The sequence below is a fragment of the Methylobacterium sp. PvP105 genome (assembly GCF_017876975.1).
GTDB classification, from domain to species: domain Bacteria; phylum Pseudomonadota; class Alphaproteobacteria; order Rhizobiales; family Beijerinckiaceae; genus Methylobacterium; species Methylobacterium radiotolerans.
In genome coordinates, this window is record NZ_JAGIPA010000004.1 from 17,589 (window position 1) to 43,079 (window position 25,491).

The 25,491-nt window shown below is 64.0% G+C and carries 31 protein-coding genes; 17 read left to right on the forward strand and 14 right to left on the reverse strand.

The window, feature by feature from the left end:
- Nucleotides 1-2: 2 nt before the first annotated feature.
- The 8 genes from J3A75_RS32685 to J3A75_RS32720 all read right to left on the reverse strand — a co-directional run bounded on the left by J3A75_RS32685 (nucleotide 3) and on the right by J3A75_RS32720 (nucleotide 4,291).
- Nucleotides 3-302 (reverse strand): hypothetical protein, encoded by a 300-nt coding sequence (locus tag J3A75_RS32685; RefSeq protein ID WP_209651040.1) that lies wholly within the window; start codon nucleotides 300-302, stop codon nucleotides 3-5.
- Nucleotides 295-1,239: a hypothetical protein gene (locus tag J3A75_RS32690; protein ID WP_209651041.1), complete on the reverse strand. Its 945-nt coding sequence runs from the start codon at nucleotides 1,237-1,239 to the stop codon at nucleotides 295-297. Before J3A75_RS32690 ends, J3A75_RS32685 begins: the two co-directional genes overlap by 8 nt.
- 94 nt (nucleotides 1,240-1,333) lie before the next feature.
- Nucleotides 1,334-1,609, reverse strand: a complete 276-nt coding sequence (locus tag J3A75_RS32695) for a hypothetical protein (protein ID WP_209651042.1) — start codon at nucleotides 1,607-1,609, stop codon at nucleotides 1,334-1,336.
- Nucleotides 1,606-2,247, reverse strand: coding sequence for a hypothetical protein (locus tag J3A75_RS32700; RefSeq protein ID WP_209651043.1), 642 nt, complete (start codon nucleotides 2,245-2,247; stop codon nucleotides 1,606-1,608). Before J3A75_RS32700 ends, J3A75_RS32695 begins: the two co-directional genes overlap by 4 nt.
- Nucleotides 2,244-2,690, reverse strand: coding sequence for a hypothetical protein (locus J3A75_RS32705; RefSeq protein WP_209651044.1), 447 nt, complete (start codon nucleotides 2,688-2,690; stop codon nucleotides 2,244-2,246). The genes J3A75_RS32700 and J3A75_RS32705 overlap by 4 nt, the downstream gene beginning before the upstream one ends.
- A gap of 23 nt (nucleotides 2,691-2,713) precedes the next feature.
- Nucleotides 2,714-3,397 (reverse strand): ParB N-terminal domain-containing protein, encoded by a 684-nt coding sequence (locus tag J3A75_RS32710; RefSeq protein ID WP_209651045.1) that lies wholly within the window; start codon nucleotides 3,395-3,397, stop codon nucleotides 2,714-2,716.
- Entirely contained in the window at nucleotides 3,384-3,575 is a 192-nt protein-coding gene (locus tag J3A75_RS32715; RefSeq protein WP_042673020.1) for a hypothetical protein, read from the reverse strand. The genes J3A75_RS32710 and J3A75_RS32715 overlap by 14 nt, the downstream gene beginning before the upstream one ends.
- Nucleotides 3,572-4,291 carry a ParB N-terminal domain-containing protein gene (locus tag J3A75_RS32720; RefSeq protein WP_209651046.1) on the reverse strand — a complete coding sequence of 240 codons (720 nt, stop codon included), beginning with the start codon at nucleotides 4,289-4,291 and terminating at the stop codon, nucleotides 3,572-3,574. Before J3A75_RS32720 ends, J3A75_RS32715 begins: the two co-directional genes overlap by 4 nt.
- Before the next feature lie 63 nt (nucleotides 4,292-4,354).
- On the opposite strand from J3A75_RS32720, the gene J3A75_RS32725 reads away from it, so the two are divergent.
- The 5 genes from J3A75_RS32725 (at nucleotide 4,355) to J3A75_RS32740 (ending at nucleotide 7,764) form a co-directional block, all read left to right on the forward strand.
- Nucleotides 4,355-6,046, forward strand: coding sequence for a DEAD/DEAH box helicase (locus tag J3A75_RS32725; protein WP_209651047.1), 1,692 nt, complete (start codon nucleotides 4,355-4,357; stop codon nucleotides 6,044-6,046).
- A 17-nt stretch (nucleotides 6,047-6,063) separates the two neighbouring features.
- Nucleotides 6,064-6,270: a hypothetical protein gene (locus J3A75_RS32730; RefSeq protein ID WP_209651048.1), complete on the forward strand. Its 207-nt coding sequence runs from the start codon at nucleotides 6,064-6,066 to the stop codon at nucleotides 6,268-6,270.
- A 68-nt stretch (nucleotides 6,271-6,338) separates the two neighbouring features.
- Nucleotides 6,339-6,929, forward strand: a complete 591-nt coding sequence (locus J3A75_RS32735; RefSeq protein ID WP_209651049.1) for a hypothetical protein — start codon at nucleotides 6,339-6,341, stop codon at nucleotides 6,927-6,929.
- Nucleotides 6,929-7,051 (forward strand): hypothetical protein, encoded by a 123-nt coding sequence (locus J3A75_RS37140; RefSeq protein WP_281068227.1) that lies wholly within the window; start codon nucleotides 6,929-6,931, stop codon nucleotides 7,049-7,051. The genes J3A75_RS32735 and J3A75_RS37140 overlap by 1 nt, the downstream gene beginning before the upstream one ends.
- Complete coding sequence (locus J3A75_RS32740) at nucleotides 7,045-7,764, forward strand: hypothetical protein (RefSeq protein WP_209651050.1); 720 nt, start codon at nucleotides 7,045-7,047, stop codon at nucleotides 7,762-7,764. Before J3A75_RS37140 ends, J3A75_RS32740 begins: the two co-directional genes overlap by 7 nt.
- Here J3A75_RS32740 and J3A75_RS32745 read toward each other — a convergent pair.
- Complete coding sequence (locus J3A75_RS32745) at nucleotides 7,720-7,998, reverse strand: hypothetical protein (protein WP_209651051.1); 279 nt, start codon at nucleotides 7,996-7,998, stop codon at nucleotides 7,720-7,722. The two genes, J3A75_RS32740 and J3A75_RS32745, sit on opposite strands and share 45 nt — an antisense overlap.
- 126 nt (nucleotides 7,999-8,124) lie before the next feature.
- On the opposite strand from J3A75_RS32745, the gene J3A75_RS32750 reads away from it, so the two are divergent.
- The 5 genes from J3A75_RS32750 to J3A75_RS32770 all read left to right on the forward strand — a co-directional run bounded on the left by J3A75_RS32750 (nucleotide 8,125) and on the right by J3A75_RS32770 (nucleotide 10,208).
- Complete coding sequence (locus tag J3A75_RS32750; RefSeq protein WP_209651052.1) at nucleotides 8,125-8,772, forward strand: ParA family protein; 648 nt, start codon at nucleotides 8,125-8,127, stop codon at nucleotides 8,770-8,772.
- Nucleotides 8,769-9,041, forward strand: a complete 273-nt coding sequence (locus J3A75_RS32755) for a hypothetical protein (RefSeq protein ID WP_209651053.1) — start codon at nucleotides 8,769-8,771, stop codon at nucleotides 9,039-9,041. Before J3A75_RS32750 ends, J3A75_RS32755 begins: the two co-directional genes overlap by 4 nt.
- 142 nt (nucleotides 9,042-9,183) lie before the next feature.
- On the forward strand, nucleotides 9,184-9,333 hold the full coding sequence (locus J3A75_RS32760; protein ID WP_209651054.1) for a hypothetical protein: 150 nt from the start codon (nucleotides 9,184-9,186) through the stop codon (nucleotides 9,331-9,333).
- Nucleotides 9,330-9,581, forward strand: coding sequence for a hypothetical protein (locus J3A75_RS32765; RefSeq protein WP_209651055.1), 252 nt, complete (start codon nucleotides 9,330-9,332; stop codon nucleotides 9,579-9,581). Before J3A75_RS32760 ends, J3A75_RS32765 begins: the two co-directional genes overlap by 4 nt.
- Before the next feature lie 120 nt (nucleotides 9,582-9,701).
- Complete coding sequence (locus tag J3A75_RS32770) at nucleotides 9,702-10,208, forward strand: hypothetical protein (protein ID WP_209651056.1); 507 nt, start codon at nucleotides 9,702-9,704, stop codon at nucleotides 10,206-10,208.
- 493 nt (nucleotides 10,209-10,701) lie between these two features.
- Here the strand turns inward: J3A75_RS32770 and J3A75_RS32775 are convergent, their stop codons facing one another.
- The 5 genes from J3A75_RS32775 to J3A75_RS32795 all read right to left on the reverse strand — a co-directional run bounded on the left by J3A75_RS32775 (nucleotide 10,702) and on the right by J3A75_RS32795 (nucleotide 17,361).
- On the reverse strand, nucleotides 10,702-11,310 hold the full coding sequence (locus tag J3A75_RS32775; protein WP_209651057.1) for a hypothetical protein: 609 nt from the start codon (nucleotides 11,308-11,310) through the stop codon (nucleotides 10,702-10,704).
- Between the two features lie 586 nt (nucleotides 11,311-11,896).
- Entirely contained in the window at nucleotides 11,897-12,196 is a 300-nt protein-coding gene (locus tag J3A75_RS32780) for a hypothetical protein (RefSeq protein ID WP_209651058.1), read from the reverse strand.
- Between the two features lie 1,470 nt (nucleotides 12,197-13,666).
- Entirely contained in the window at nucleotides 13,667-14,428 is a 762-nt protein-coding gene (locus tag J3A75_RS32785; RefSeq protein ID WP_209651059.1) for a hypothetical protein, read from the reverse strand.
- Nucleotides 14,428-15,483: a nucleotidyltransferase domain-containing protein gene (locus J3A75_RS32790; RefSeq protein ID WP_209651060.1), complete on the reverse strand. Its 1,056-nt coding sequence runs from the start codon at nucleotides 15,481-15,483 to the stop codon at nucleotides 14,428-14,430. The genes J3A75_RS32785 and J3A75_RS32790 overlap by 1 nt, the downstream gene beginning before the upstream one ends.
- A 1,401-nt stretch (nucleotides 15,484-16,884) precedes the next feature.
- On the reverse strand, nucleotides 16,885-17,361 hold the full coding sequence (locus J3A75_RS32795; RefSeq protein ID WP_245364990.1) for a MarR family winged helix-turn-helix transcriptional regulator: 477 nt from the start codon (nucleotides 17,359-17,361) through the stop codon (nucleotides 16,885-16,887).
- 625 nt (nucleotides 17,362-17,986) lie between these two features.
- Between J3A75_RS32795 and J3A75_RS32800 the strand changes: the two genes are divergently transcribed.
- The 7 genes from J3A75_RS32800 (at nucleotide 17,987) to J3A75_RS37440 (ending at nucleotide 25,465) form a co-directional block, all read left to right on the forward strand.
- On the forward strand, nucleotides 17,987-20,395 hold the full coding sequence (locus J3A75_RS32800; protein ID WP_209651061.1) for a xanthine dehydrogenase family protein molybdopterin-binding subunit: 2,409 nt from the start codon (nucleotides 17,987-17,989) through the stop codon (nucleotides 20,393-20,395).
- Entirely contained in the window at nucleotides 20,392-21,216 is an 825-nt protein-coding gene (locus J3A75_RS32805) for an FAD binding domain-containing protein (RefSeq protein WP_209651062.1), read from the forward strand. Before J3A75_RS32800 ends, J3A75_RS32805 begins: the two co-directional genes overlap by 4 nt.
- Nucleotides 21,209-22,390: a 2Fe-2S iron-sulfur cluster-binding protein gene (locus J3A75_RS32810; RefSeq protein ID WP_209651063.1), complete on the forward strand. Its 1,182-nt coding sequence runs from the start codon at nucleotides 21,209-21,211 to the stop codon at nucleotides 22,388-22,390. The genes J3A75_RS32805 and J3A75_RS32810 overlap by 8 nt, the downstream gene beginning before the upstream one ends.
- 129 nt (nucleotides 22,391-22,519) lie before the next feature.
- Nucleotides 22,520-23,563 (forward strand): aromatic ring-hydroxylating dioxygenase subunit alpha, encoded by a 1,044-nt coding sequence (locus tag J3A75_RS32815; RefSeq protein WP_209651064.1) that lies wholly within the window; start codon nucleotides 22,520-22,522, stop codon nucleotides 23,561-23,563.
- Nucleotides 23,564-23,623: 60 nt separating this feature from the next.
- A complete protein-coding gene (locus J3A75_RS32820; protein WP_209651065.1) occupies nucleotides 23,624-24,577 on the forward strand; it encodes a PDR/VanB family oxidoreductase in 954 nt (317 codons plus the stop codon).
- A 34-nt stretch (nucleotides 24,578-24,611) separates the two neighbouring features.
- On the forward strand, nucleotides 24,612-25,091 hold the full coding sequence (locus J3A75_RS32825; protein ID WP_209651066.1) for a hypothetical protein: 480 nt from the start codon (nucleotides 24,612-24,614) through the stop codon (nucleotides 25,089-25,091).
- 122 nt (nucleotides 25,092-25,213) lie between these two features.
- Nucleotides 25,214-25,465, forward strand: coding sequence for a cupin domain-containing protein (locus J3A75_RS37440; RefSeq protein ID WP_354405268.1), 252 nt, complete (start codon nucleotides 25,214-25,216; stop codon nucleotides 25,463-25,465).
- Nucleotides 25,466-25,491 lie beyond the last annotated feature (26 nt).

A 25,491-nucleotide genomic window follows, 5' to 3' on the forward strand; every position in this document is an offset into this window, starting at 1 on the left:
ATTCAGGCCGATGGCGCCGGATCCAAGTCCATCGCGGCACCGGAATTGGACCGCAGCATCTGGTAGGCGAGCAGCGTCGGCGCGATCGTCAGCTTCCGGCGCTCCCCGTATTTCCGGGCGATCAGGCCGTGCCGGTCGAGATACCGCAGCGAATACTGGAGCGCCTGGTCGGTGATCCCGGCCCCGTAGGACAGGCACGCCTTCAGCTCGTGAAACCCGATGTCCCGGCTGCCGTCGGCTGCCGCGAACACCAGATTCATGATCTCGTGCTGCTTCTCGGTGCCGGCGAAGGTCTCAGCCATCGACCGGCTCCTTGAGCGGCTCGTTCACGCCCTGCCAGTCGAATGCGGACAGGGGAAGGCGCTCGGGTAGGGCCCGGCCGCGATCGGGGTTGCGCCACACGCCATACATCGGCGAGGCCAGCGTGATCTGCTGGAGGCTCTTGAAGACCTGGCGCGCCTCCATGGCGTCGACCCGGCCCTGCCCCTTGTCCCGGTTGTTGCCGGTCTTCTCCAGCGCCGAGTGCCGGTAGTAGAAGTCTCGGGCCGCCCGGAGCAGCCGCTCGCGCTCGGCCGGGGCCTTGGCGTCGAGCTCGGCCAGGATCGCCTCGTAGTCGGACGGCGACGCCTCGAAGTGGCCCCGGAAGAACTTGAGCCCGGCCTCGAACTTGTTGGCGTTCATCGGCTTCACGAACCGGAAGCCGGCCTTCTGGCCGAAGTGGTTGAACTTGGACATGGAGCTCTGGATCTCCATGATCGGCGCGCCCTCGAGGCGCGAGGCCAGGTTCATCATCCGGTAGCCGGCGCCGATGCCGCGATACATCGTGTCCACGACGAAGCGGGAGATCACCCGCATGTTGCGGTTCACCCAGACGTAGCGGTCGGTGTTCGTGAGCTTGGTCTCGGACCCGCCCGGCTTCAGCTTCGGGAAGGCGATGTGCCGTTCCTTCAGTAGGCCCTTCGGGTTGGCCGTGACCAGGACGCCGATCGTCTCGCCGGCGAGCGTCAGCTTCCAGAAGCGCGGGCCGATCGGCAGGTTCTCGGCCTTGTAGTGCAGGTCGTGCAGGAGCTCCCAGTCCGCCTTGGTGCCGCGCTCCACGATCATCTCGTCGATGAGCGAGAAACGGGGCGCAGGAGCGCTCTCGCGCTCGATCAGTGTCTCGGGCGCTTGATACGCGCGGACGCTGTGAGCGAGCTCCCCAGCGCGACCGGGCGCGTGTTCCTGCACGACGTCGAGCATCACTGGTAGCCCAGCGACTGCGCGAGCAGCATCGCGGCGATAATCGAGGCGCCGAGCGCCAGGCCGAGCACGGCCTCGAGGCGGTCGCGCGGTCTCACCTGGCGTCCCCGGTCCGTGGGCTCGTCCAGCGGGTGACGATCGGGCAGCTCTGGCCGAGCGTGGCGCCGACGACGGCCTTGCGGACGTGCTCCGGCATGTCCTCGAGGCGCAGGTCCTCCAGGATCAGGGCGCCGACGGAGAGGGTCAGCAGCACGGACCGGGCCGAGGCCTTCACCACGAGCTGCTCGAGGCTGGTCTCGACGAAGTGGGTCCCCTGCGCCTGGACGTTGGTGGCCGGGCCCGTGGGGCGGATCAGGACGACGGTGGTCATGGTGCGGCCTTCTCGATGTCGACCCGCTCGCGGAAGCGCTTGGTCAGGGTGAGGGAGGGGGCGAGCTCGGCCGTCAGATCGGTGTGGGTCGTGGCGACCATCAGCGTCCGGCCCTGCCGGCGCGCGACCTTCTGGATATTGAAGGCGACGACCTTGGCCGTGACCCGGTCGAGCACGGCGCCGAACTCGTCGGCGATCCAGACGTCGGCGCCGGACTCCAGCACCTTCGCGAGCTTCAGCCGGTAGCGCTGGCCGTCGGAGAGCTCCGAGGGCTTGCGGATGTAGATCCAGGCGTCCGAGATGCCGGCGAGCGCCAGCAGGTGGGTCGCCTCGGTCATCGACGCGCCGACCTGCTCGATCACCGGGCGGTCATCGAGCACGATCTCGTTCAGGTCGGCGACCTTAAGGCCGCCCGCGCGCATCTGCGCGGCGAGCTCCTTCAGGAGCAGCGACTTGCCCGAGCCCGACTGCCCGGTGATGTAGACGACGTCGGCCGGCCGGACCTCGACCTCGAGGCCGTCGTAGATCACGAACTCCTTGTCGGAGAGGCCTAGGCCGAAGCCCTCGGCGACCTCGAGCACGCGCGGGGTCCGCCCCACCGAGGAGGTGAAGGCCTTCGAGATCCGGTAGACGCTCACAGCGCGTCCTCCGGGCCGTCCATCAGGACGACCTCGTTGCCGTCGCGCATGTTCTCCAGGCCGAACTCGGCGATGTCCTGGAGCGCCTGGTTGAGCATCACGGCGCCGCCCGAGAACAGCAGCGCGGCCTCGTGGTCGCTCTTGCCGGGCGGGAGGATGACGTGCTGCTCGATGCGACTCTCGTCGATGTTCCAGCCGATCAGGCAGAGCCCGTGCAGCCGGCCAGCGCGGTAGTCCTCGAGCAGCTCGGTGAGCGCCTCGATCGCCTGCTTGTCGCGCTTCGGCGGTCGGACGCGCTTCGGGGCGGCCCCGGTCTCGGGCGCGGGCTCGTAGGGCTTGCGCGAGAAGATGTGGAACACCTTCGGCGTCGTCGGGGCGGCCGCAGCCGCCTCGTCGGCCACCGCCTTCAGGCGCTTGCGGAGTTCGTCGAGGGCATCGCTCATGGGCGTGTCAGTCCTGACTTAACTCAGATGCCAAACTCGGTAAGGAAGCCCATGAAGGCCTCAGCACCCTTCTTGCCGGTCTCGGCCTCGATCCGGGCCATGAACGCCTTCACGCGCCGGCCGTCGGCCACCGAGACCTTGGTGAAGCCGAACACCTCGGCGAGCCGGGCCGGCGCCTCGTCGACGGCGGCCGCCTTGGCGTCGTTCTCGGTCTTCTGCTCCTCGACGGCCTCGCCGATGTCCTCGACGAAGGCGTCCTCGAGCATCTCGCCCGGGTCCTCGACCAGGAAGTCGAGCTCCTTCTCGTCGAAGCCCAGGTTGTCCATGTCGATGCCGCCGGTCTCGGCGAGCGCGGACAGGCCCTGGCGCAGCAGGTCGGTGTCGTAGTCCTGGTTCGAGACCTGGTTGTCCGAGAGGCGCAGCGCGTCGGCCTCGGCGTCCGTGAGCCCGTGCAGCACGACCACGGGCACGGTCTTCATGCCGAGGTGCAGCGCGGCCAGGCGCCGGCCGTGGCCGTTGATGACCTCCTTGGTCTCGGCCCGCACGACGATCGGCGCCGTCCAGTGACCCCGGGCCCGGATCACGCCGGCGAGCTTCTTCGTGCTCTCGGGCGTGTGCTTCTTGGCGTTCTTGGCGTAGGGGACCAGGTCCGCGACCGGCCAGTGCTCGACGACCAGGTTGGCCGGATCCGTCTTAGCCGTCGTCACGGGACCATTCCTTCAGCATGCCGAGGAGGGTCGCCTCCGAGGGCTCCTCGTCGTCGATCTTGGGGTCGAAGTTCTCCCCGGCCTTGCAGCCGAGGCAGGCCCGCACGAGCCGCGTCGGGTCGAAGTGGACGCACTCCTCGCACTCCGAGAAGCGCTGCTCGATGCGGATGCCGGTCACAGCGGCTCTCCGAAGCCGTCGGCCTCGGGGATCTCCGTCTCCTCCTCGGCGCCGGGCACTGGGGGCGCTGCGGCGCCGAGGAGGAGGAAGCAGAGCGCGTCGCCCGCGTTCATGAGGGCGGTGGCCGCCTCGAAGCCCTGGCGCTTGCACGTCCGGGTGATGAGGTCGGTCAGGCGCTCCGCGTCGGCCAGCGGCACCTGGAAGCGCATCATGGCGTGCGTCTTCGGGGCCGCGGCGACCGGATGATCGTCTTCCGGCGCGGGATCGGACTCGGACTCGTCTAAATCCAAGTCCTCCAGCGCTATAGTCGAAGACGAGAAGATCGACGTGATCTCCTGGTCTGTGAACGGCATGGTCTCCTGGAAGCCCTCGACATCGTCCAAGCTCCGCAGCAGGGCGGCGAGCTCGCTCGCGTCGTCCTCGCCGTATCGGACGTTGTCGATCAGCCCGATCTTCTTGGCCTCGTCGTCGCTGACCCGGCCGAAGTTGAGCACCGGCACGGTGGCCAGGCCCAGGTCGGAGGCGCAGCGCCAGCGGTGCTCGCCGCCCAGGATCTCGAAGCCGGTGTCGGTCTCGCGCACCAGGATCGGGCGCACGATGCCGCGCTCGCGGATCGAGGCGATGAGCTTGCCCTCGTTGTCCGGCGCGACGTGGTTGGAGTTCCACGGGTTGGGCCGGAGCTCGGTAGGCGAGACCTGAAGCGAGTTGGGTTGCATGAGAGGATTTGGTAAGTCAGTGCTGACTGACTTGTCAATGCCAACGCGGGGAAAAAGTAAGCCGTGACTGATCTGGTCCAGATGGCCGTGGGCACCGTGAACGCCCAGCTCGTGAACCCCTCGAAGGCGGTGAAGGCGATCGCCCACAAGACGCTGTCCTACGTCGTCGAGGGCGCCGAGTTCTCGGGCGCCGGCAACGGTCAGTGGAACGGGCGCTCGTCGTTCTTCTCGAACCTGCGCGGCACCTTCCCCGCGGGCTTTGCCCACCTGCTGCACTCGGAGCTGGTCCGGGCCGGCCACCGCGTCCACGTCGTGAAGAAGCCGCTGCCCGAGCCGCTCGGCCCGGAGGATCCGCAGGTCGACGCCTTCGGCAACGACAATCCCGACTACGACTACCAGATGCGCACGATCCGGCAGCTCCTGCGCCACGGGCGCGGGATCGCCCAGATCGCCACCGGCGGCGGCAAGTCGAAGATCGCCAAGCTCGCGGTCGCGCGCATCCGCCGGCCCACGCTGTTCATCACCACCCGCGGCGTGCTCATGCACCAGATGGCCGACGGCTTCCGGGACGCCGGCTTCAAGGTCGGGCTGATCGGCGACGGCGAGTGGAGCCCGGTCCGGGGCGTGAACTGCGCGATGGTGCAGACGCTCGTCGCCCGGCTCGAGGAGACCGACGTCTCCAGGGAGCTCATCAAGGGCGTCGAGCGGCGCGCCGCGGCCGAAGAGAAGGCCCGGGCCGGGCTCGAGGCCCGGATGAAGCGCGACGGCGCGAAGCCCCGGGACATCAGCATCGCGCTCGACAAGCTGGAGAACGAGCAGATCGACGCGAGACCTTCCGACGAGGAGATGGCTGCCGAGGCCTCGCGCCGCGCGATCCAGCAGATGACCCTGCGGGCGCGCACCATCAAGTTCCTCGAGATGATCGAGCTGGTGATCGGCGAGGAGGCCCACGAGGTCGGCGGCACGAGCTACTTCGAGATCCTGCGCCACTGCCGCAACGCCCGCTACCGCCTGGCGCTGACCGCGACCCCGTTCATGCGCGCGGACGCGGCCGACAACATGCGCCTGATGGCCGCCTTCGGCCCGATCCTGATCCAGGTCACGGAGAAGGAGCTGATCGACAAGGGGATCCTGGCCAAGCCCTACTTCCGGTTCGTCGACACCCCGACGCCCAAGGGCCTGTTCAAGTCGACGCCCTACCAGCGCGCCTACGCGATGGGCTACGTCAACAACGTGCCGATGCACCAGGCGATCGTGACCGAGGCGAAGAAGGCGGCCGAGCTCGGGCAGCCGGTGATGACGCTGATCCAGCGCACCGCCCACGGCGACATCCTGGCCGAGCTGATGCGCAAGGCCGGCCTGCGCGTCGTGTTCCTGAAGGGCGAGGACAACCAGGCCGCCCGGAAGGCCGCCCTCGCCTCGCTCGCCGATGGGCGCATCCACGTCCTGATCGGCACGACCATCCTCGACGTCGGCGTCGACGTGCCGGCCGTCGGCCTGGTGCAGCTCGCTGGCGGCGGCAAGGCCGAGGTCGCGCTCCGGCAGCGGATCGGCCGCGGCGCCAGGCGCAAGAAGATGGGCGCCAACATCTTCTTCATCTCGGACTACTCGACCGGCCCGAACAGTCACCTTCAGGGCCACGCCCGCGAGCGCCGGGCGATCATCGAGGGCACCGACGGCTTCCGCGAGGGGATCCTGAAATCGGGTGCCGACCACCCGTGGCGCCTCGTTTCGGCGACGAAGCGCGCAGCCTGATCGCTATAGTGGGTCCCATGAGCAAGAAGCCCCACCTCGTCGACCCGGTCCACCTCTTCGATGAGCGTGGGCACGCCCTCTCCAGCTACGACGTACAGGAGACGATCATCCAGCAGCTCCGGACGGAGAACGCCCGGCTGCGCGCTAACCTCGCCAAGATCAACCAGATCCTGGCCAAGTCGAAGGCGGCCCACGCCGCTGCCACCCCGCCCCGCACGCACTAGCGGCGGCGGGTTTTCCTCATTGTTTTACCAATGGCTTAGTGCGCCCGGAGCCATCAGTCAGTGCTGACATGAATTACGCGATCACCCTTCCCCGCTACATCGCCCTGTGCGGCAACCCGCTCTCAGGCAAGAGCACCGTCCAGGAGATCCTGCGGCGCGACTACGGCGTCACCCCGGTCGACGACGGGCACGCGATCCGCTCGATCGCCGTCGAGCACATGGGCCTGACCTGGGACCAGGTCCGCACCCAGGCCGGCAAGCGCGAGAGCGTGCAGCTCGCCGGCAAGGACTGGGTCGTTCGCGACCTGCTCGGGCAGATCGGCAACCAGCTCGAAGCGCTGCTCGGGCCCCACGCGATGCCGTTCCTCACCGAGCGCACCGTCGCGGCCCGGGCCGGGCACTTATCGTTCGGCTTGGTCCGGCGCGACCAGGGCCGCTACTACCAGGAGCGCGGCGGCGTGGTGATCGAGATCATCAACCCGAGCGCGGGCCCCTCCCCCTACGAGTTCGACCGATACGACCGATCTGTCGTCGACCTCACGATCGAGAACGACGGTCGCTGCCTGCGCGCGCTGGAGAAGGCGGTGTTCGCCGCGCTCCAGGAGCTGCACGCCCGGCGCGCCGACTGGCTGGCCCGCGTCACCCAGCAGGCCGCTTGATGATCCGCTGGTTCGACTTCTGGCTTCGGTCGGTCACGACCGCGAACGCCCTCACCCTCGCCTACTGGACGGCCATGTCCCGGGAGGCAGGCGCGCTCATGGAGGAGGACCGGCGATGCTGACCCGCTCGAATATCAAGGGTAACCGGGCGCCGGCCGACCACCTCGAGGTGCGCTGCGGCGAGACCGGCCGGCTGCTCGGCTGGATCTCGGGCATTCGGGCGGCCCTGGTGCCGGCCGACGAGCTCCTCGAGTTCGTGGCCGACCCGGACGGGATGGTGATCGAGGACGAGGACGGCGTGCAGACGCAAGGCCTGATGAGCGGCGTCCGGGTCGACGAGTTCGAGGCGCGCTTCACCGACTACCGCACGCACGCCGCGCTCGACCACATCCACGCGATCGTGCCCGAATACGCCCGGTGCTCGCGCCTCGAGGGCGTGCAGGCCTGCGTCTACACCTGGACCGCTGCCGTGGTGAGCCCCGAGGAGGCCGAGGAGCTGTTCGACTTCGACAACTTCGTGCCCTTCGGCGAGGCCGACGGTGCCCTGATGGCCGAGGAGGCGCTGTTCCACTCCTGGGGCAAGCCGGCCGCCCCGCTGAAGGTGCCCGGCTCGCTCCTGAAGCCGTCGAGCGTCGCGACCACGATCTCGACGCTGGGTCGCGTCACGACCCCGGTCTCGGACCTCGCCTCGGTTCTCGTGAACGTGAAGATGCCTGTCTCGGAGCTGGGCAAGACGCTCAACCAGCTCGGCGCGGCCGCCGCGAAAGCCGGCTCTAAGATGAACCGCGCGCTAGAGCGGCAGATGGGCGGCGATTTCAGCGGCAAGAGGCGGTAGCGGTCCAACGTCCGGCCGCACCTGATCGTGCCTGCGCTGCCAGCCCACGCTGTGGGTCACGCCGCTGATCTCGATCGTTCCCATCGCGAACACGAGAGCGCCGGCGCCGACGATGGCGCCTACGATACCGAGGCATAGCCAGTCGAGGAGCGCCTCCCGGGGCACCGAGGAGCGCTCCCACTGGACGGGCACGAAGGTGTGTTCTGCGATCAGAACCAGGCAGGACCAGAGCATGACGGCTCCCTAAATATCCGGTGCGACGCCCTGTTCCACCTGTGTTCACGTAGCCGTTAACGACCTGTGAACCTATGAGAGGCCTTATGCGCGCATGATCGCATTAGGCCTTGAGCGAGTTCGCCCATGAAGACCCTCGCCGTGCTCTCCCAGAAGGGAGGGGTAGGCAAATCCACGATCGCCCGGCTGATGGCTACGGCCTACGCCGGCGTCGGTTGGCGCGTGAAGCTCGCCGACTTCAACGTGAAGCAGCTCACCAGCGTGGACTGGGCCGGGCACCGGCTGAAGAACGAGCTGACGCCCGAGGTGCCGGCCGAGGCCTTCGCCAACGTCAAGAAGGCACTGACCCAGCAGACCCAATACGACCTCATGGTGTTCGACGGGAAACCCGACTCCGACACCATCACGCTGGAGATCGCCCGGGAGAGCGACCTGATCCTGATCCCGGCCCAGGTGACGCTCGACGACCTGAGCCCGCAGGTGAAGTTCGCCCACGAGCTGCTCCAGCGCGGCGTGGAGCGGTCCGACATCCTGTTCGTCCTGAACAAGACGCTCGACAGCGCGGCCTCGATCGCCGACGCCAAAGGCTTCATCGATGCCGCCGGCTACCGCTGCGCCTCGACCGACCTGCCGGTGAAAACCGGCTACCAGCTCGCCCAGAACCAGGGGCGCGCCATCAACGAGAGCCAGTATCCGAGCCTCAACGAGCGGGCCGACGCGCTCGCTCAAGAGATCATCGACCGCTTCACCGAGCTCGCAGGGACCAAGAGATGAGCCGCCCTCGCCTGTCCGCGCCGCCCCCGCCTCCCAAGGACGACAAGCCCGCAGGCCGCCTGGCGCACGCCGTGCCGGCCCGGGCGGAGGCGCCCCAGAACATGACCAGCTCGAACCAGAAGCGCTGGGTGGACCTCTCCTTCAAGCTGACCGAGGACGAACGCGACGAGTTCATCCTCGAGGCGGCCAAGCGAAAGATGAAGCACAAGGAGCTGTTTCAGGCTGCCATGCAGCACTACCGGGACACATACCCGGTGCCCGACAGGTAGCGTCAGACCCCATTGAGCCACGCTTCCCGCGGGCGTAGCGGGGTGCCCTTCGAGGGGTAGGTTCTCGAAGGGTGTAGCGTTGGATCATCGCGAGAAGCTCGCCGGGCAGCCGGCGTTCGAGAGGTTGGAGAGGCTCACGGGTATGCGCCTCTCCGAGAAGGAGCTCGCCGCCTACGAGCAGCGGGCTCGGGAAGGTGGTATAACCATCCTGGAGCTGTTCGATCGGGCCTCTGAGCGGATCGAGCGCAACCTGGCGCGAATGCGCTCCGAGACGGGGACGACCTTGCATTGAGCGAGCCCTACGACCTTCTCGAGCACCACAAGCTCCAAGACGTCCTGAAGGGCGCTCGAGAGGTCCTGGCCCTGATGACGCCCGAAGAGCGCGCTGACGCGATAGCGGAGGCGATCTCCAAGGGTGTCGAGGTCGAGGTGCTAGTGGCCCGGGCGCTCGGTGCGATCGTGCGCGGCTACCAGCTCGAGGAGATGGCACGTCGCGACGTCCAGAAGGAGCGCGAGAAGCTACCCAAGGTCGGATGGTGAGAGACCCAAGGCCCGTATGGTGACGGCCGGTTTAACCAACATTCAGGTCCCTCAAATGTCGGTTACACCTCGCTAACGGACGAAATCTAGGGTCGATCCAGTCCGGTCTGGATCGCTCTGATGGTTGCCACCTTCGCGATACTTGGGTTCTTGCTGTTCGTCTCGGGAGTCGTCCGCGCGATCCAGGCTCATTCCAATGGGCGTGAGAACTACGCGACGGCATGCGGGGCTTTCGCGCTGTTCGGCCTCGGCCTGGTCATCGCTCCCATGTTCATGAAGCGCCAGCCAGTCGTGCCAGAGGCCGTCGCTGCGACGCCAGTCGTCTCGGAGTTCGAGGTCAAGCAAGCTGCGAAGACGGCAGCGCGCCAGATGGGAGAGGCGGCCGTGCGCGCTGCGCTGCTGGAGCCCTCGTCCGCCCGCTTCAGCAGCCAGTTCGAGGTGTTGGCGCAGGGCGGCTTCTACGTCTCCTGCGGGATGGTCACGGGTCGCAACAGCTTCGGTGGATACGCGCCCATGAAGCGCTACTACACTATCGGACCGACGGCGATCGTCGAGAGCGTGGAGTTTAGTTCGGCGTTCGAGAATGACTTCCGGAGCTACTGCATGCTTCCCGATTTGACGCGTTGATACAGGCGTTCCAAGGATGATCCCAAGGTCGGGAGCGTCGCTCGACCGATCGCCGGGGTAGAGAGTGCCTGGTCTCCCAAGGGTAGATCCGGGAGCTGCGAGGGGACCCGAGGCACAGCCTCCGAGGGCGCGCCAAACCCCTAGGACTTCGACTGTGACGCAGGATGTACAGTGGCTTTGCCGCAACCATCCCCTAGTCGTCGATGTCTGTGGCGAACATACCACGCATCCACCGAGCAACACGCCGGCTCAGGATGTAGCGGAGGCGGAACCCTTCTTCGTTCATCTCAACGATATCCTCGATGGTCATCGCGGGCTCGGTTGCTATATTGATGGCTGCTTGTCGCACGCCCTCGTGGCTTATACAAGTCAGGGCTGACTTATGCACAGAAGGGAAAAGCGTGCGTGGGAAGCTCACTGGCAGGGTCCGCGTGCGGGTGCTACCCGTGTTGCTCGCACAGCGTCGGACACGCTGTGCGAGCTCCTGGTGCGCTTAGAGCGCGATGTCGAGGTGCTTCGCGAGACGCTTCGTGGTTGCGTTGCTCAGGTCGACGACATAGGCAACCTCGTTGCGGTCGTCGCGGATCTCCTTGAGAACGTTGAACATTTGCAGTGCGTTGATGGACGAGGACGACTGGGTGTCGGCAGTGTTGCTCGCGATGTTCTTGCCGTAGCGCACGATGTGTTGCGCCTTGGACGCATCGACCTTGAGGTCCAGGCACAGCGCGCTGTGGGCGTCGCGGTGCGTCATGCTGCTCTCTGCCTTCGTCAGCGCGATGGCAGTGCGCAGGAGCGTCTGGGTGTAGGCGTTGAGCGACTCCGCAGCCGCAGCGGCGCGAGCCACGTTGGCGATCTTCTGGGCGCTGTAGACGTTGAAGCGCTTGTTCTTGCGCTCCTGGCGGTTAATGAAGTTGGCGTCAACGCTGGCAGCGTGCATGAATTTGCACACATCGACGTGGGCGAAATCAGCGGCAAGACCGTCAAGGGTCTTTTGAATGTTCATGTTCTCGGAGTTCTGATCTGTCTCGTAAGACTTGCGCGAGACGATGGCGGCGGCAATTTCGGCGGTGTAGGTGGCGACGGCTTCGATCAACCTGGTCATTTGCTTGTCTTTCTCGATATGTGTCGTGATGACTTCTGTAGAATACTCGGGGGAGGCGGGGGAGCAAGCGCCCCGAGACGGAAAAAGCGAACAAGTCAGCTAAAACTGATTTTCTGCGGAAGCTCGAAATCCGTGCCCCAGCATGGGAAAGCTGTGAGGTCGGCGGAAAAGCCACTTGGCTTTCCCATAGGATTCCGCGGACGCGCCCTGTGGCTGGGCCGCCACTGTGGCGGCGGTGATGTCACAGCGGCTTCCCCGCCGCACCCGGGTCCCATGGCCTCCCACGGGGCGCCGGGCGCCGCCATGGGGCTCTCCGGTAGGGACCCCGGGCCGTTCCTGGAAATTCCAAATGGGCCGAGTCGGACCGGATTGGCGCCATGGACCGGGACGCCCATGGCGCACCAGACGCGAGAAACGGCACGAGGAGCCCCATAGAGCCCCGCGGAGCACCAATGCCAGCTGAGAACCCTCCCATGGGCGCCCACGGGCTAATTCTCGCGCTCCCATGCGCAGGCACCCGGTCGAGAAAAGGGGCGCCCCGGGATACGATGCCCCTCGGTGCGCGCGGCGCTCGGGTGTCTCGGTGTCAGATGAAGAGGTCGTCACGGAGCAGCGCCTTCTGGGCGCGTGCCCGGGCGCGGTCTCGTCGGCGTGCGGCGCGGGCTTGCAGGTGCTCGGCCCGGGCGAGCTGACGGGCCAGGCTGAAGGGGATCGTCTCGCGCTCGGTCTCGATGGCGCGGGCGATCTCGCGCAGGTTGCGCGACGCTTGGTCCGAGACCACCCGGGCAGCGGCGCGTCGTCGAGCACGGGTCTCGGTGTCGAGGCTGTCGAGGTAGTCGCCGCACTCGGCGAGACGACGGGCGACGGAGGCGATGAAGTTGGTCATTGGCATAGCTCTGCTGTGTTGAAGCATTGTGCTTCGTCGTTTGCAGCAAGAGATTAGCGAATGTCATAGAGTTTATGTGCGGAATGTATTGGCGACTACTTGGAAGATGCTCGAGGAAATACATGCCCGGCGTGAGGTGGCACGGGAGGCTGCTCCATGGGCCGGCGCTCCCATGGAAGGGCACAGGACATCATAGAAGGCCGTGGGCTGGAGGAGCGTAGGTCAGCCTCCGCCTGCCATGGCCTCGATCCGTGTTCTATGGACGGGTGTACCGGGGCGGGAGCCCATGGGAGCGGCCGGATGCCCAACTCGGGAATGCGCCATCGGCCTGTATGTAAATATCTACGCTTCTAGAGATGTATCTACATACAGGGACGCGGACTTGGATATCCGGCCGGTCGGCTGGGGCCGGCCACGGCGGCACGGGTTGGTACCTGAAGGCGGGTTGGTACCTGAAGGGATGTCCGGCCGTTCCGGATTCCGGGTTTAGGTCCGGATTGGGCGGTGTGGCGGCAGGGATCGGCTTCGGGTGGCGCTGCCGGGTGCGGGGCGTGGAGCGCCGGTGGCAAGGCGTGTTTTGGAGCTGTGGGTCGGTTGTGGTTGGGGCGGCCGAAGAGATGTACATGTTGTCTGGCAGTTTCTCTCTGTAAATTCTTCATGCACATCCACGGAGCCAAGTCCTCGTCTCTCTGCGCGTTCCCGTTGAACCTCGCTCGAGTCGCACCGGTTGGGTGGACCATGCCTCGACTGAACTCGGCCAGTCGTGAGCCCCTCGCCTCTCATTGAGGTATCGGGCTTGATCCTCAAGGCGTGCGCTTTCTGCGTCGTTGCGCCCGTTATGCTGCACGACCTGGGGCATGTTCAGGGAGCGCATGAGCGTTCTGAGACACGGCGATTTTGTCCGGACGCGAGCAAAATCGCACGTTGGCCGGACATCCAGGGGACACGCGGGGGACATCTAGGGGACATTGCGGGGACAAGAGCCGCTGGTCGCATTGGGCCGGCGGAGACATCCAGGGGACGTCTTGTCATTGAGGAAGCCGTCGGAGATCGCGTGCCGACGCGTCGGATTGGGCGTGGCGCCAGCCAAGTCAACGAACGAGGCGTAGGGGCCGAGCGCCTGCCCCTCAACGAAGGCGACGCTCATGCCACACGAGCCCGCCGCGCTCCAGAACAAACAAGTCCGCTGATGAGCGCACACAGGACGAGTCGGGAACGGGGCATGCCGAAGCTATTTGAACAGGTCGTTGGTATCGTGACGGCCTACGTGGCTGTCCATCGCCTTGACTGCAGCGCCCAGCGCGGCGCTGTAGGCTCGGCCTGGGGCCGACAATTGGGCCGAGGATCGACCGGCTTAGCCATCAAGTGCCCGGCTTCCACACGAAGCGGCTTGAGTCATCGGCTCGCGCCCTACTGTGGCGCTCGGTACCGACATTGCGGCGCGGTTCTGCGGGGACGAGCCAATGGTCCCTACCCCCGGTAAACGTAAGCGAGCTCAACGGCTTCTTCGTGGGTCGACTCGGCGTGCGTATAGTAGCCGGTGTGATGTGAAAGGATCTTCACAGCGGCATCAATTTCCTTCTCGATATTCGATGCCTCGACGACCGATTCTAGAATAACCGGAACCTTTGACATCGCACAGGCGAACGGTTCGTAGGCGTGTTTTGCGCCAAAAGACATAGCGAAATGCTTGCCTCGGCTGTTGACCTCACTCATATGAACCTGCGCCAGGCGGTCGCCGAACTCGGTTAGAATGCAAGCCGCTTCCGTCATAGTTGGATCGACCTGTCTCGCGTGCGCGATGTCGAAGCACAACTTGGCCCGCGGCAGATCGGCGAAGAAACCGGCAAGTTCCGCGACGGTGCGACCCGTTGGCTTCCTCGAGTCCATATTTTCAAGGCACAGGTGGCTGCCGAGTCGGCGCCATAGCGACCTGTCTTTGATGCAGTCCGGATGGACGATGATGTTCAGGCCCCTGCCCGCGATCTCCATGAGCTGCTCGACCATGCCGGGCTCGTCGGTGAAGTTGGTCGGCGCATGGAAGCTGATATAGCGGTAGCGGTTCTTGAGCGTGCCAAATATGGATGGCAGCGCTGCAAGCAGGGCCGGAAGTTCGACGGAGCGCAGGGCTGATAGTTCCACAGCGGTTGCGCGCGTCGGCTCAAGTAACTCGAGGGCGTGTGCGAAATCTTCGTAGGCCAGCGCGCCCGTTGAAAATCCAACTGTGCACATCAGAAGACTCCATATTTCTTCACGAGAGCGGTGACGCGCTCGTCCGTGTCGAACATCAGTTTGGTCAGGGCCTCATCGAAGCGATATGCCTCGTCACGGGCCGCCAGAAAGATCGGATTTTCGTACGCCTCGTCGGGTGATAGTCGCTCGAGGAGTTCGCGGTGCTCTTTATTGTTGAGCAGAGCTAGAAACGAGTCGTATGCGCCGAAGATATCGTCGGCCAAGGAGGGGCCGTATTCCTCGACGATGGTTGCCAGCGACTCAAGCGGCGGCTTCTGTGTCCAATCTCGCAGATATGATACGAGTCTTTGCGTGATGAGCGGCTCATCAGCGGGGTCCGGGTTCTGTAGCGTCCACGTAATGCACATGAAAAACCCGGACACAAACAAGAGCTTGCGCGACATCCGCAGTTTGATGTTCCGAAGTGCCCATTTTTCGCGGCCGCGCACCCGATACTTATTGGCATAATCGACAGCCATGGTGCGCCAAAAGCGAACGACGTCGTTAAGAAGGAAGCGCGGTATTTTGTTTTTATGCTGGTTGGCCGCGATGAAGTTTGCGTCTTCCTCGACGTAGCGGTTCAAGATGCCGTTCAGGACACGGCTATGGACGAGTTTGCTTCCGGACAGATCGATCGGTGCTGACTCCAGCAACAGCAGGAGGCGCCGGGTCATGTTCTTGTTGGTGTCCTCATCGCCGCCGATCGCGTGGATCAAATCGTGGCTGAAGACCAGGCCTCCGAACACCTCGGTCGGTCCCGGGACCTTGAAGCCTGCCCCGGTCAAATTCGGCCTCAGTGACTGAACGATCTTCAGGTGGCCCGAGTCGGCGAGGCCGTCGATGATGACCGTCCAGTCGAGGTCGCTATCGGCGGTGTACTCACCTCTCGCTAGGGAGCCGAACACCACCAGCGTGCCTTCATCCGTCGGGAGCAGGTCGGCCGCGATCTCGGCAAGCGCAGCCATCTTGCTGCGGCTCAGAGCCTGGGCATTCGCGATTGTGGCCCAGCGCGCTGCATCGCCGGCTCTGAGGCGGTCGAGGGCGCTGGCTTGCATCGGCGTCGATCCTGTCCGGTGTCCTGTCTGATGGGACGCGTTCATCCGCACGCCTCTATCCCATTCTCGCGGTCCCGTCTCCCGTCTCCCCTAGCTTGGCGACCGATTGAAGGCTGAGGTCTCTACCAGGGATCGCGTAGGAGGGGCCAAAGAGAGCCGTGGACGCCGGTGCCGCAGAAGAGGACGCGCTCGCCGTGGACCGGATGGGCGTCTGATCAGCGCACACGACGAATGCACGGCTCAAGAAGCAGTTCGTGCACATCTCGTCCACGAGGCGATCGCCGATCTCGACGAGGTACGGGCGGAGATCGTGCTCCCGCTGCACTGTGGGCCGACGGCGCCCGCACCGAGCATTGATTGCCGCGTCACCGACGCGGTTAGCGCGACAGCACGCCCGCTGACGTAATCGAAGCGTCGCGCGCGCTGGCGCTTATCGCGCGACAACGTGATCGCGTGCGTGCTCGACTGCAACGGCTGAGGACGGGGTACGAAAACCGCTTCACGCGCGAACACATAACCGCTTTGGGCTCGCAGTACCGCAACCAAGTTTTTCTCGAGGCCACGACGGGAGAGGAGCCTTGCCTGAGCCTGACCCCAGCTGACGCCCACGTAGGAGTTGCTGCGCAAACCCTTCGTCTAGCCGCGGCGAGGGGTAGAATCGATGCGGCGCATCCGCTCGGGGACGAACCTGGGTCAACAGCCGCACCCCTCGCGGCGGCCCAGCTGCCAGTGGCCTTGCGCAGGAGGCATTCGACCGAGGCGGACATCGCGCGGTACCGCATCCGGCGCAGCAATCCCTCTTCACATCAACGACATAGCGAAATGTGCGTTCTGACGAGCAACTGTAATCCACGGCGCAAGCCAGCGGAAGGCGCATCACGGTCTCGGTGTCGGCCAAGATGGCGCGGCGAGCGTAGTCGCGCTCAAGCGTCTTTGCGAACGCCTTCACGACGCCGTAGCTCTGCCGCGAGCGGAGGAAATGAAGCAGGGCTGTGCTCCCAAGCTGCAGCGCAGGCCGATGTTTCGGACGCCGTGTAAGCGGAGCCGTTAGCAACAAGCCACAGCATGAGGTGCGGCACCCGCACCTCGGCAAAGCGTTCCTCGACGCGGACCAGCATCAGCGTGGCTGCTTTAACAGTAACCACACTCTGGCACTCAGGTGACCGCGGTCGGAGCGGGAGCCATTCACCCGGTTCGGCTTAATGGAAGCAACCCCAGACTCCTATCCGCGCCTACCTTCGGCAAGACGGGAGGCGCAAACAGACCGACAATTGGGAAACGCTCACGGGTTAATAGGAATGGGCAATCGAATCTTCCGCGAGTGGTGAACACACGGGCCATTTATTCCGATCCATGACCACGACAAACGTAGATTGACGGTGTTGAACCAGGAGAGGACTGTTACCCGAGACGGCGAAGCATATCCAGGAAGACGCCCCGCTCGTCTTGCGACAGAGGCTCAAGCGTCTCCTCCGTAATGCGGAACCCATCCTCAATCGCGATTTCGACAGTCTGCCGGCCAAGTGGCGACAAGCTGACGGTCCTCGACCTGCGATCGCTCTCATTAACTCGAATATCCAGTAGCCCGCCATCTCGAAGACGATCGACGACGCCCTTGATCGTGGCGGCGTCGAGACAAATGAGCTGTCCTAATTCGTTGTGCGCACATGGACCGTGTTTGTAGAGCGCTACCAGCGCCGCCAGCTGTGTTTGCGTCACGTTCGCCGTCATCCGCGCGGCAAATATCGCCGAGTGTCTCTGATAGGCGACCCTGAGCAGAAAACCGACCTGCTCTCGGAAGAGATAGGCGTCGACGTTCCTCGAACCCGTCTTGGGTTTGAGCAGCGTATTTCTCTTCATTGACGAAACTCGCTCCATGAACCTTCTCCGCGCATGAAGGCGGTGCCGACGATCGATGTCGTGCGCCGGCCGTGCGCCGCACACGTTGCCGCAATGATCCACGTAGCCGAGAGAGCGTGCGGAAACCATGGCCGTTACACTCGGATTCCATCTGCATTCACACGTGTGAAAGGCGATCTGTCGGGTCCTCGATCGTGGCGTCCCTCGTTTCGGGTGCCAATGCCGCCATCGCCGACAGCCTGCATCAGTTCGATGGGACTCAGCGGATCTCGCAACAGGAACATCACTCAAGATTCCGAAGCGGACGGGTGGCGGCATAAGATTTCATAGCGGTACGCCATCGTCAACAAGCCTTTAGAATTATAATTATACTCATTAGGCGGCGTCGATCGTCTCGACTGCCGTTTTTTCGGGCGCAAATTGTTCACATGTATTCATCAGTTGTCTTGAGCCATTACACCATTTGTATCGCCAGCAATCACCGCTGCGCAAAATTGTTGCAGTGCATCGACGCATTTGTCCAGCCGAGCTTGCTAGGCCTGTTGACCGTATATAGTTTGCGTGCCAAGTATCTTGGCGACGGCCCGGACGGCCGCCGCCATGGACTGCCTGGCGGTGGGGCAAGCCAACGGACGAGATCAACATGGCGCTAGAAGCGAAGCAGGGAGAGGGCATCGGCGCGCGAGTCGAACGCAAGGAGGACTCGCGCTTCATGAGAGGGCGCGGCCGATACGTCGGGGATATTGCGATCCCGGGTATGCGCGACGTTGCCTTCCTGCGTAGTCCTCTCGCCCACGGGCGCATCCTGAGCGTCACGAAGCCGGCGGGCAACGAGGGGGCTGTCTTTGTCGCCGAAGACCTTAACGGCGTGGTGGCCCCCGAGTGCCGGCTGGCAATACCGGGGTTCAAGCTCTCTGCGTTCCCCCCGCTGGCGAAGGGCAAGGTGCGATTCGTCGGCGAGCCAGTAGCCATGTGCGTAGGGGCCACCCGAGCCCTCGCCGAAGACTTAGCCGAGGAGGTCGAGCTTGACCTCGAGGAATTGCCGGCCGTCGTCGACAGCGTTGCGGCGCGAGACGGGTCTCCCGTGCTAGTCCACGAGCACTGGAACGACAATGTCTTCGTCAGCACACACATCGACACGGGCATCGCCGAGGCCGCCCGTGCGGCGACGGTGAAGGTATCGGGGAAGTTCAAGGCTGCCCGCCAAGTCATGAACCCTATGGAGGGGCGGGCTGTGCTCGCGTACTGGGATGACCGGGCAAACCAACTGGTCGTCTACGCCTCGACACAGGTGCCGCACCTTATCAGGCTCGGGATTTCCGAATTTCTTGGGCTCGAGCAGGAGTTCATTCGGGTCGTCGCGCCCGATGTCGGCGGCGGTTTCGGCCTCAAGTGCAACTTGGAGTCAGAGCAGCTACTAATCGCGTGGCTAGCGATGACCTACAAGAAGCCTTTCCGGTGGATTGAGGATCGTCGGGAGCACTTGATAGCGGGCGCCAACTGTCGCGATCATCACTACGAAGTCACTGCCTACGCTGACGGCCGCGGAATGCTGCTGGGGGTCGATGTCGAGGTGCACGTTGACGCAGGAGCCTATTCTGTATGGCCTTCAACCTCCGCACTGGAAGGTACCATGGCGGGGAACCACTTTCCGGGACCCTACAAGTTCTCAGCATATCGCGCCCAGACCTATTCGGTTGCGACGAATAAGCCTCCTGTTTTGCCCTACCGGGGTGTGGCACGTACCAACATTTGCTTCGCGATGGAGCTGACGCTCGACGCGATAGCCCGGAAAATCGGTCGCGAACCCTGGGAGGTGCGGCTTCAGAACTTGGTTTCGGCTGCAGCCATGCCGTTTACCAATCCCACCGGAAGAGTCTACGACAGTGGCGACTACGGCAAAAGCCTTCAGATGGCGGTAGAGCAACTGGACGTGCCTGCAATTCGGGCCCAACAGGCTAGCAACTCTAAGAGTAACAAACGCATCGGGGTGGGGTTCGCGAACTATATAGAGATGACTGGGCATGGGACGGCAGCCTTCGTTGCAGGCGGCTACGCGTTCATTCCGGGCTACGAGCAGGCAACTGTCCGCTTCACGCCCGACGGGGGCCTTGAGATCCGTGCAGGTGTGCACTCCCACGGGCAGGGAATGGAGACCTCCCTAGCGCAGATCGCGCACGAGGTGTTGCACGTCCCCCTGGCGCGCATCGCGGTGGTTCTCGGCGACACGGCCCTGACGCCCTACTCGACCGGAACCTACGCTTCGCGCTCGATCACAATGGCAGGCGGCGCCGTTGCGCGAGCCTGCGCCAAGCTCAAGGAGCGAATGACCAAGATTGCCGCGCACCTCCTTCAGGCGGCGCCAGTTGATGTTACCCTCGTGGGCGACCGCTTCCAGGGGCCCGTCGGCGACATCGCCATGCGTGAGGTTGCTGTGACGTGGTACCGGCAGCCGCAGCGTCTACCCGAAGATGTAGACCCCGGCGGCATTGAAGTGACCGAGGGATTCAAGGCCAAGGCCGACACCGGCCAATTCGCCTACGGCAGCCATGGCGCGCTGGTGGAGGTCGACCTTGACCTGGGCGAGGTCAAAATCCTCGACTACGTCGTGGTGGAGGATTGCGGACGCATCGTCAATCCTTTGATCGTCGAGGGGCAGGCCTACGGCGGAACGGCCCAAGGCATCGGTACGGCACTGTTTGAAGAAATGACGTTCGACCAGAACGGGCAGCCGCTCGCCTCAACCCTGGCCGATTACATGCTCCCCGGCGCGTCCGAGATGCCGCAGATCAAGCTTATGCACATAGAGACGCCATCGCCTCTGACCGAGTTCGGCATCAAAGGAGCAGGCGAAAGCGGCGCGATCCCACCGCCGGCGGCCATCCTCAACGCGGTCAACGACGCGATCAAGGAGTTTGGCGTTGTCATGAACGAGCTGCCTCTAACGCCGCGAAGGCTGCTCACTCGCCTCGCGGAGGCGAGAGCTGCGGGCAATGACCCGCACCTGACTGCCCCTGCCGACGTGCCAACTCAAACGAAGGAGTTCGCATGACGCCCGCTGCCTACGAATACGTGCTGCCAGCGGATGTTGCGAGCGCGATTGCGGCGCTCGAGGCCGCGGACGGCGAAGGTAAGGTCATAGCGGGCGGACAGTCGCTTGGACCGATGCTCAACCTGCGGATCGCGCGACCTCGCGTTGTTGTCGACATATCTCGTATGCCCGAACTCCGGGCAATTGAGGATCATGGGACGCATTGGCGCGTGGGCTCGGCGACGACTCACGCGGAGATCGAAGACGGCGCGCTTGCCGTCGCTGGTCGGACCTGCCCTTTCGCGTCCGTCGCCCGTCGGATTGCATACCGCGCGATCCGCAACCGAGGCACGATCGGTGGCTCGTTAGCGCACGCGGATCCCTCAGCCGACTGGGTCCTTGCTTTGACCACGATGGGGGCGACCGTCAACGTCGCGGGACCCGGCGGTCGGCGCAAAGTAACGTGCGCTGACTTGATGATTACGACGTTCACTACAGTGCTCGCGCCGGAGGAGATCATCGTCAGCGTGGATCTTCCGAAAAGTGGCAAGCATTCCCGTTGGGGATACGCCAAGGTTTGCCGCAAAGTCGGCGAATTCCCATCGGCAAGTGCAGCTATCATTTCTGACCCAGACAGAGATGGGTGTCGGATCTACCTAGGAGCGCTCGGAGGTCCGCCCCAACCGCTAACACGGGAGGGCGAGTCGCTCGACGACCTCGACGCCTCGATTGCTGCCCTTACGGATCGCGTCGGAGAGGCGGCTCCCGATCTCGACGGACCTGATCGCCAGATCTTCACCCACTGTCTCGCCCGCGCCATCGACCAGGCCCGTCATGCTTGACATCGCACTGACCGTAAACGGGGAACGCCGCACCGGGCGCGTGGAGCCGCGCACGAGTATCGGTGAGTTCCTGCGCGAGTCGCTGAACCTCACGGGCACTCACCTGTCCTGTCAACACGGCGTCTGCGGCGCATGCACGCTGTTGGTAGACGGCAAACCCATGCGGTCCTGCATCATGTCTGCGGCGCAGGCGAATGGCCGCGAGATTATCACCATCGAGGGATTCGACGACGATCCAGTCATGTCGGATTTGCGCCGAGCGTTCAGCCGCGAGCACGGACTCCAGTGCGGGTATTGCACGCCCGGAATGCTGGTCACAGCTAGAGATATCGTTCTCCGGTTGGGCGATCCTGGCGAGGAGCGCACCAGGGCTGAACTCGCCGGAAATCTGTGTCGCTGCACGGGTTACGTGGGCATCGTGAGGGCCATCCGCTCTGTCGGCGCCACGCGACCCGCTGAGACGCAGCCTCAGCCCCCTCGCTTGGCACCCGTTGCAACTGTAGTGCCCTCCACTTCGCCGAAGGCCGGCCTCGAAGCCCTAGGATCCGCTCCCACTCGGCTCGGGCCGACGCCGAATCGACAGGACGAATCCGGCCAAGTTCGGTCCAAGACATCAGGAGGGACTGACGGTCCCAGCATCACGCAGACGGCCGTCGTTCATGCCGGAATAGATGACACTTGGGCTTTGTTTCGTGATCTGAACCGCGTTGCCGGCTGCGTACCGGGTGCGGAACTCACGTCATTCGACGACACGACATTTGAGGGGTTGGTGGCCGTAGCTCTGGGCCCAATTCGAGCTAAGGTTAGTGGTCGCGGAACCTATGCCTTCGACAACGCGGCACATAGCGGCGCCATCACCGGCTCTGGACAGGATAAAATCACAAGGTCCAAGGTCAGAGGCGACTTGAGCTTCAAGCTTAAGCCGCTTAGCCCCAGCTCAACCGAGCTTACTGTAACCCTTGCATTCGACATCCAGGGTCCCCTCGCCCAATTCTCGCGGTCCTCAATCGTCCGCGAATTTACAATGCGGCTGATGGAAGAGTTTGCGACCCGTGCAAGCGCCTCAATCACAGGCGGTGAAGCGTCAACGTCAGCGACAAGGCCGCTTGGCGCCTTTGCGGCGGCGCGCATGATGCTCGCGGCGCTCTGGAATTCGATCTTCCGTCGCCAGTGACGGAAGCAAAGGGGTCGTCCCGTCGTCAGGACTCTATTCAGCGACGGAACTGAGGGACCATGCGGGTATGCGGCGGATAATCGCGCGTCGGCCCGCTTGGGTAAGAGAGCACAACACGGAGGAATGGACATGTACGCACCCGCGGCAATCCCCGATTTCAAGGCGCTTCGGCACTGCTGGCACCCGGTGGCCTTCACTAACGAGGTCACCGACAAGCCCTACGCAACCCGTCTCCTGGACGAGCAGATCGTTGTCTGGCGGGACTCTAAGGGCGCAGTCCACGCCATGGCGGACTTGTGCATCCACCGCGGTACCGCACTCTCGATCGGTAAGGTCGTCGGTGACGAAATCATGTGTCCCTACCACGGCTGGCGCTACGGGAAGGACGGTGCCTGCACTCTGATCCCGCAGCGCGAGAATCCCCGCAACGTGCCATCGAAGGCCCGCGTGGCTGCCTACAACACGCAAGAGCGCTACGGTCTCATATGGGTGGCGATGGACGAGCCGCGCTGGGCCCTGCCCGAAATCCCGGAGATGGAGGACGAGGAGTACAACAAAGTCTCGGCCGGCCCATACCCCTGGAAGGCGGACTCGTCGCGTCAGGTCGAAAACTTTACCGATTTCGGCCACTTCCCTTGGGTCCACGCCGGCCTGCTCGGCGACCCTGACCGCGTCGTCGTCGACAAGTACAATGTCGAAGTTCGCGGGCATGTGCTGCATTATACCTATGATCGCCCCGAGGTGAACAACACGGATGACTTCCCGGTTTTTGGAGGCGAAGCCCAGCGCAACGCCCCAATTCGACATTCCCGCTATGAGCTGCAGGTCCCTTACACTATCATCCTGCGCCACAACTGGGGCGGACGCGAGCAGATGGTGCACATCTTTACTTCGCAGCCGATCGATCGTGAGCACTCGCGGGGGTTCATTCGCACCGCTCGCAACTACGCCCACGATCAGGACCCGAAGGTCATGGTCGACTTCAACGACGTTATCTTCGACCAGGATAAATTCATCGTTGAAACGCAGCGGCCTGAACACGTGCCGTTCGATCTCGCGGACGAACTTCATCTCGACTTCGACAAGGTGGCGGTGAACTACCGTAAAACCATGCGCGAGACCGGATTGGCAATGAAGAACCCCGACGGAGCCAAGGACTCGATCGCGGCCTGACTATGAAACGCCCCGGCCTGCAATGGGCCGGGGCGACACGGAAACAGTAGGGTCGGAGCTATGAAAACCATCGTGACGGAGCACCGCGACGAACTCCAAGTCGTCGCGAAAACCCCGGCCTCCGAGACCGTTGTGGCCGTCACCTTAAGCCGGCCGGACGGCCAGGAACTACCCGGATGGACCGCCGGAGCACATATTGACCTTGAGTTGCCTAACGGCCTGACCCGGCAATACTCGCTCTGCGGCGATCCGAATGATCGCCGGATTTACCGTGTTGCAGTTTTGCGGGAAGAGGCTGGGCGAGGGGGCTCACAGTTCATCCACGAAGAGCTCGCGGTTGGCCAGAGAATCAATGTTAAGGGGCCGCGGAACAACTTCGGCTGGGTGCGATCCGATCGGCAGTTATTCATTGCCGGTGGGATTGGGATCACTCCAATCGTTCCGATGATAGCGGCGGCGGAACGGTCCGGTGTAGATTGGCGGTTACTGTACGTAGGACGTCGGCTCGGTTCGATGGCGTTTCTAGCTGACCTTTCGCGCTACGGTGACCGGGTCAACGTCGTGCCTAAAGACAAACGGGGCCGGATCGATCTTGCTGCCCAACTGGAGGGCCTAGATCGCGAGACCTTGATTTACTGCTGTGGGCCGGAGGCGCTCGTCGCGGCAGTGGAGGCACTCGCTGGCAGGCGACCGGAAGGGACGCTCCACGTCGAGCGCTTCAAGCCGAAGGCAGCCTCAACCGAGGCTGGTGCCTTCGTCGTTGAGCTGCGGAGATCAGGTGTGACGCTGGAGGTCCCGCCGGACAAGTCGATCCTCGCTACAATCCAAGAGGCCGGGCTGATCGTGCCCTGCTCATGTGAAGAGGGCACGTGCGGGACCTGCGAGACCGGCGTGCTGGAGGGGGAGCCCGACCATCGAGACTCGGTGCTCAGCGCTGCGGAGCAGGCGACCAATAGGGTGCTCATGATCTGCGTGTCGCGCGCGAAGAGCGAGCGGCTCGTACTGGACCTTTGAGGGTCGGGTCGCGCCTGTCGCCTGGCAGGTACCGATGTCCCAACCGGGAAAGATAGTAATGGAACTTGCATCAGTTGAAGAGCTCGCTGCCAAGCGCGAGACACACGCAGCTTCGTCTAGCGACCCGTTTGTAGTGACCGTGCTCGACAGCTCCGACACGCATCCGACGTTGCGCATTGTCCGCGGCGCAGGCGAAGTTAAAATCCTGAGCTGGCCTGGTAATGGCGCCCAGCATCGCAGTCTTCACCTCCTCCGTCTTGAGGATGGCGCAGCCACCATACCTCTCCAGCACCCATCCGAGAGCGTATATTACGTGATCGATGGAGGTGGAGCGGTCACCGACGCCGGCACCGGCGAACGGTTTGAGCTCACCGGCGGCTCCATCGTCCACGTCGGTCCCGGCGACACCTATCATTTCGACGCGGGCGTTGATGGATTAAGCATAGTCGGGGGGCCGTGCCCACCTGATCCCAACCTTTACAAGCTGATTGCGTTCCCTGGGGAGACGGCGTGATGGCGATCAGGATCTTTCACCGAGATGGGCCGAGTCTGCGTCTCCCAATGATCTCTAAGGATGCCCGCATCGTCGTCTGGCCTGGCGTCGGAGCTTGGGACGCCACGCTTGGATACGTACGCATGGAGCCCGGCGAGGCCAATGTCCCCCATGTGCATGAGTCCTCCGAGGACACGATCTTCATACTCGAGGGTACGGGGACGGCTCACGACTATGACGCGGGCAAAGAGCTTCGGTTCCACGCAGGCTGCGTCGTGCACGTGCCTCCGGGTGTAAAGCATGCGGTACGCGCCGATCCAGACTGCGGAGTGACCAGCGTCGGTGGCCCAGCGCCCGCCGACATTCAACTCCTGAAGAGGATCGGCGCACTCTAGGTGCCGCGACAGCAGACCGGCCCGCC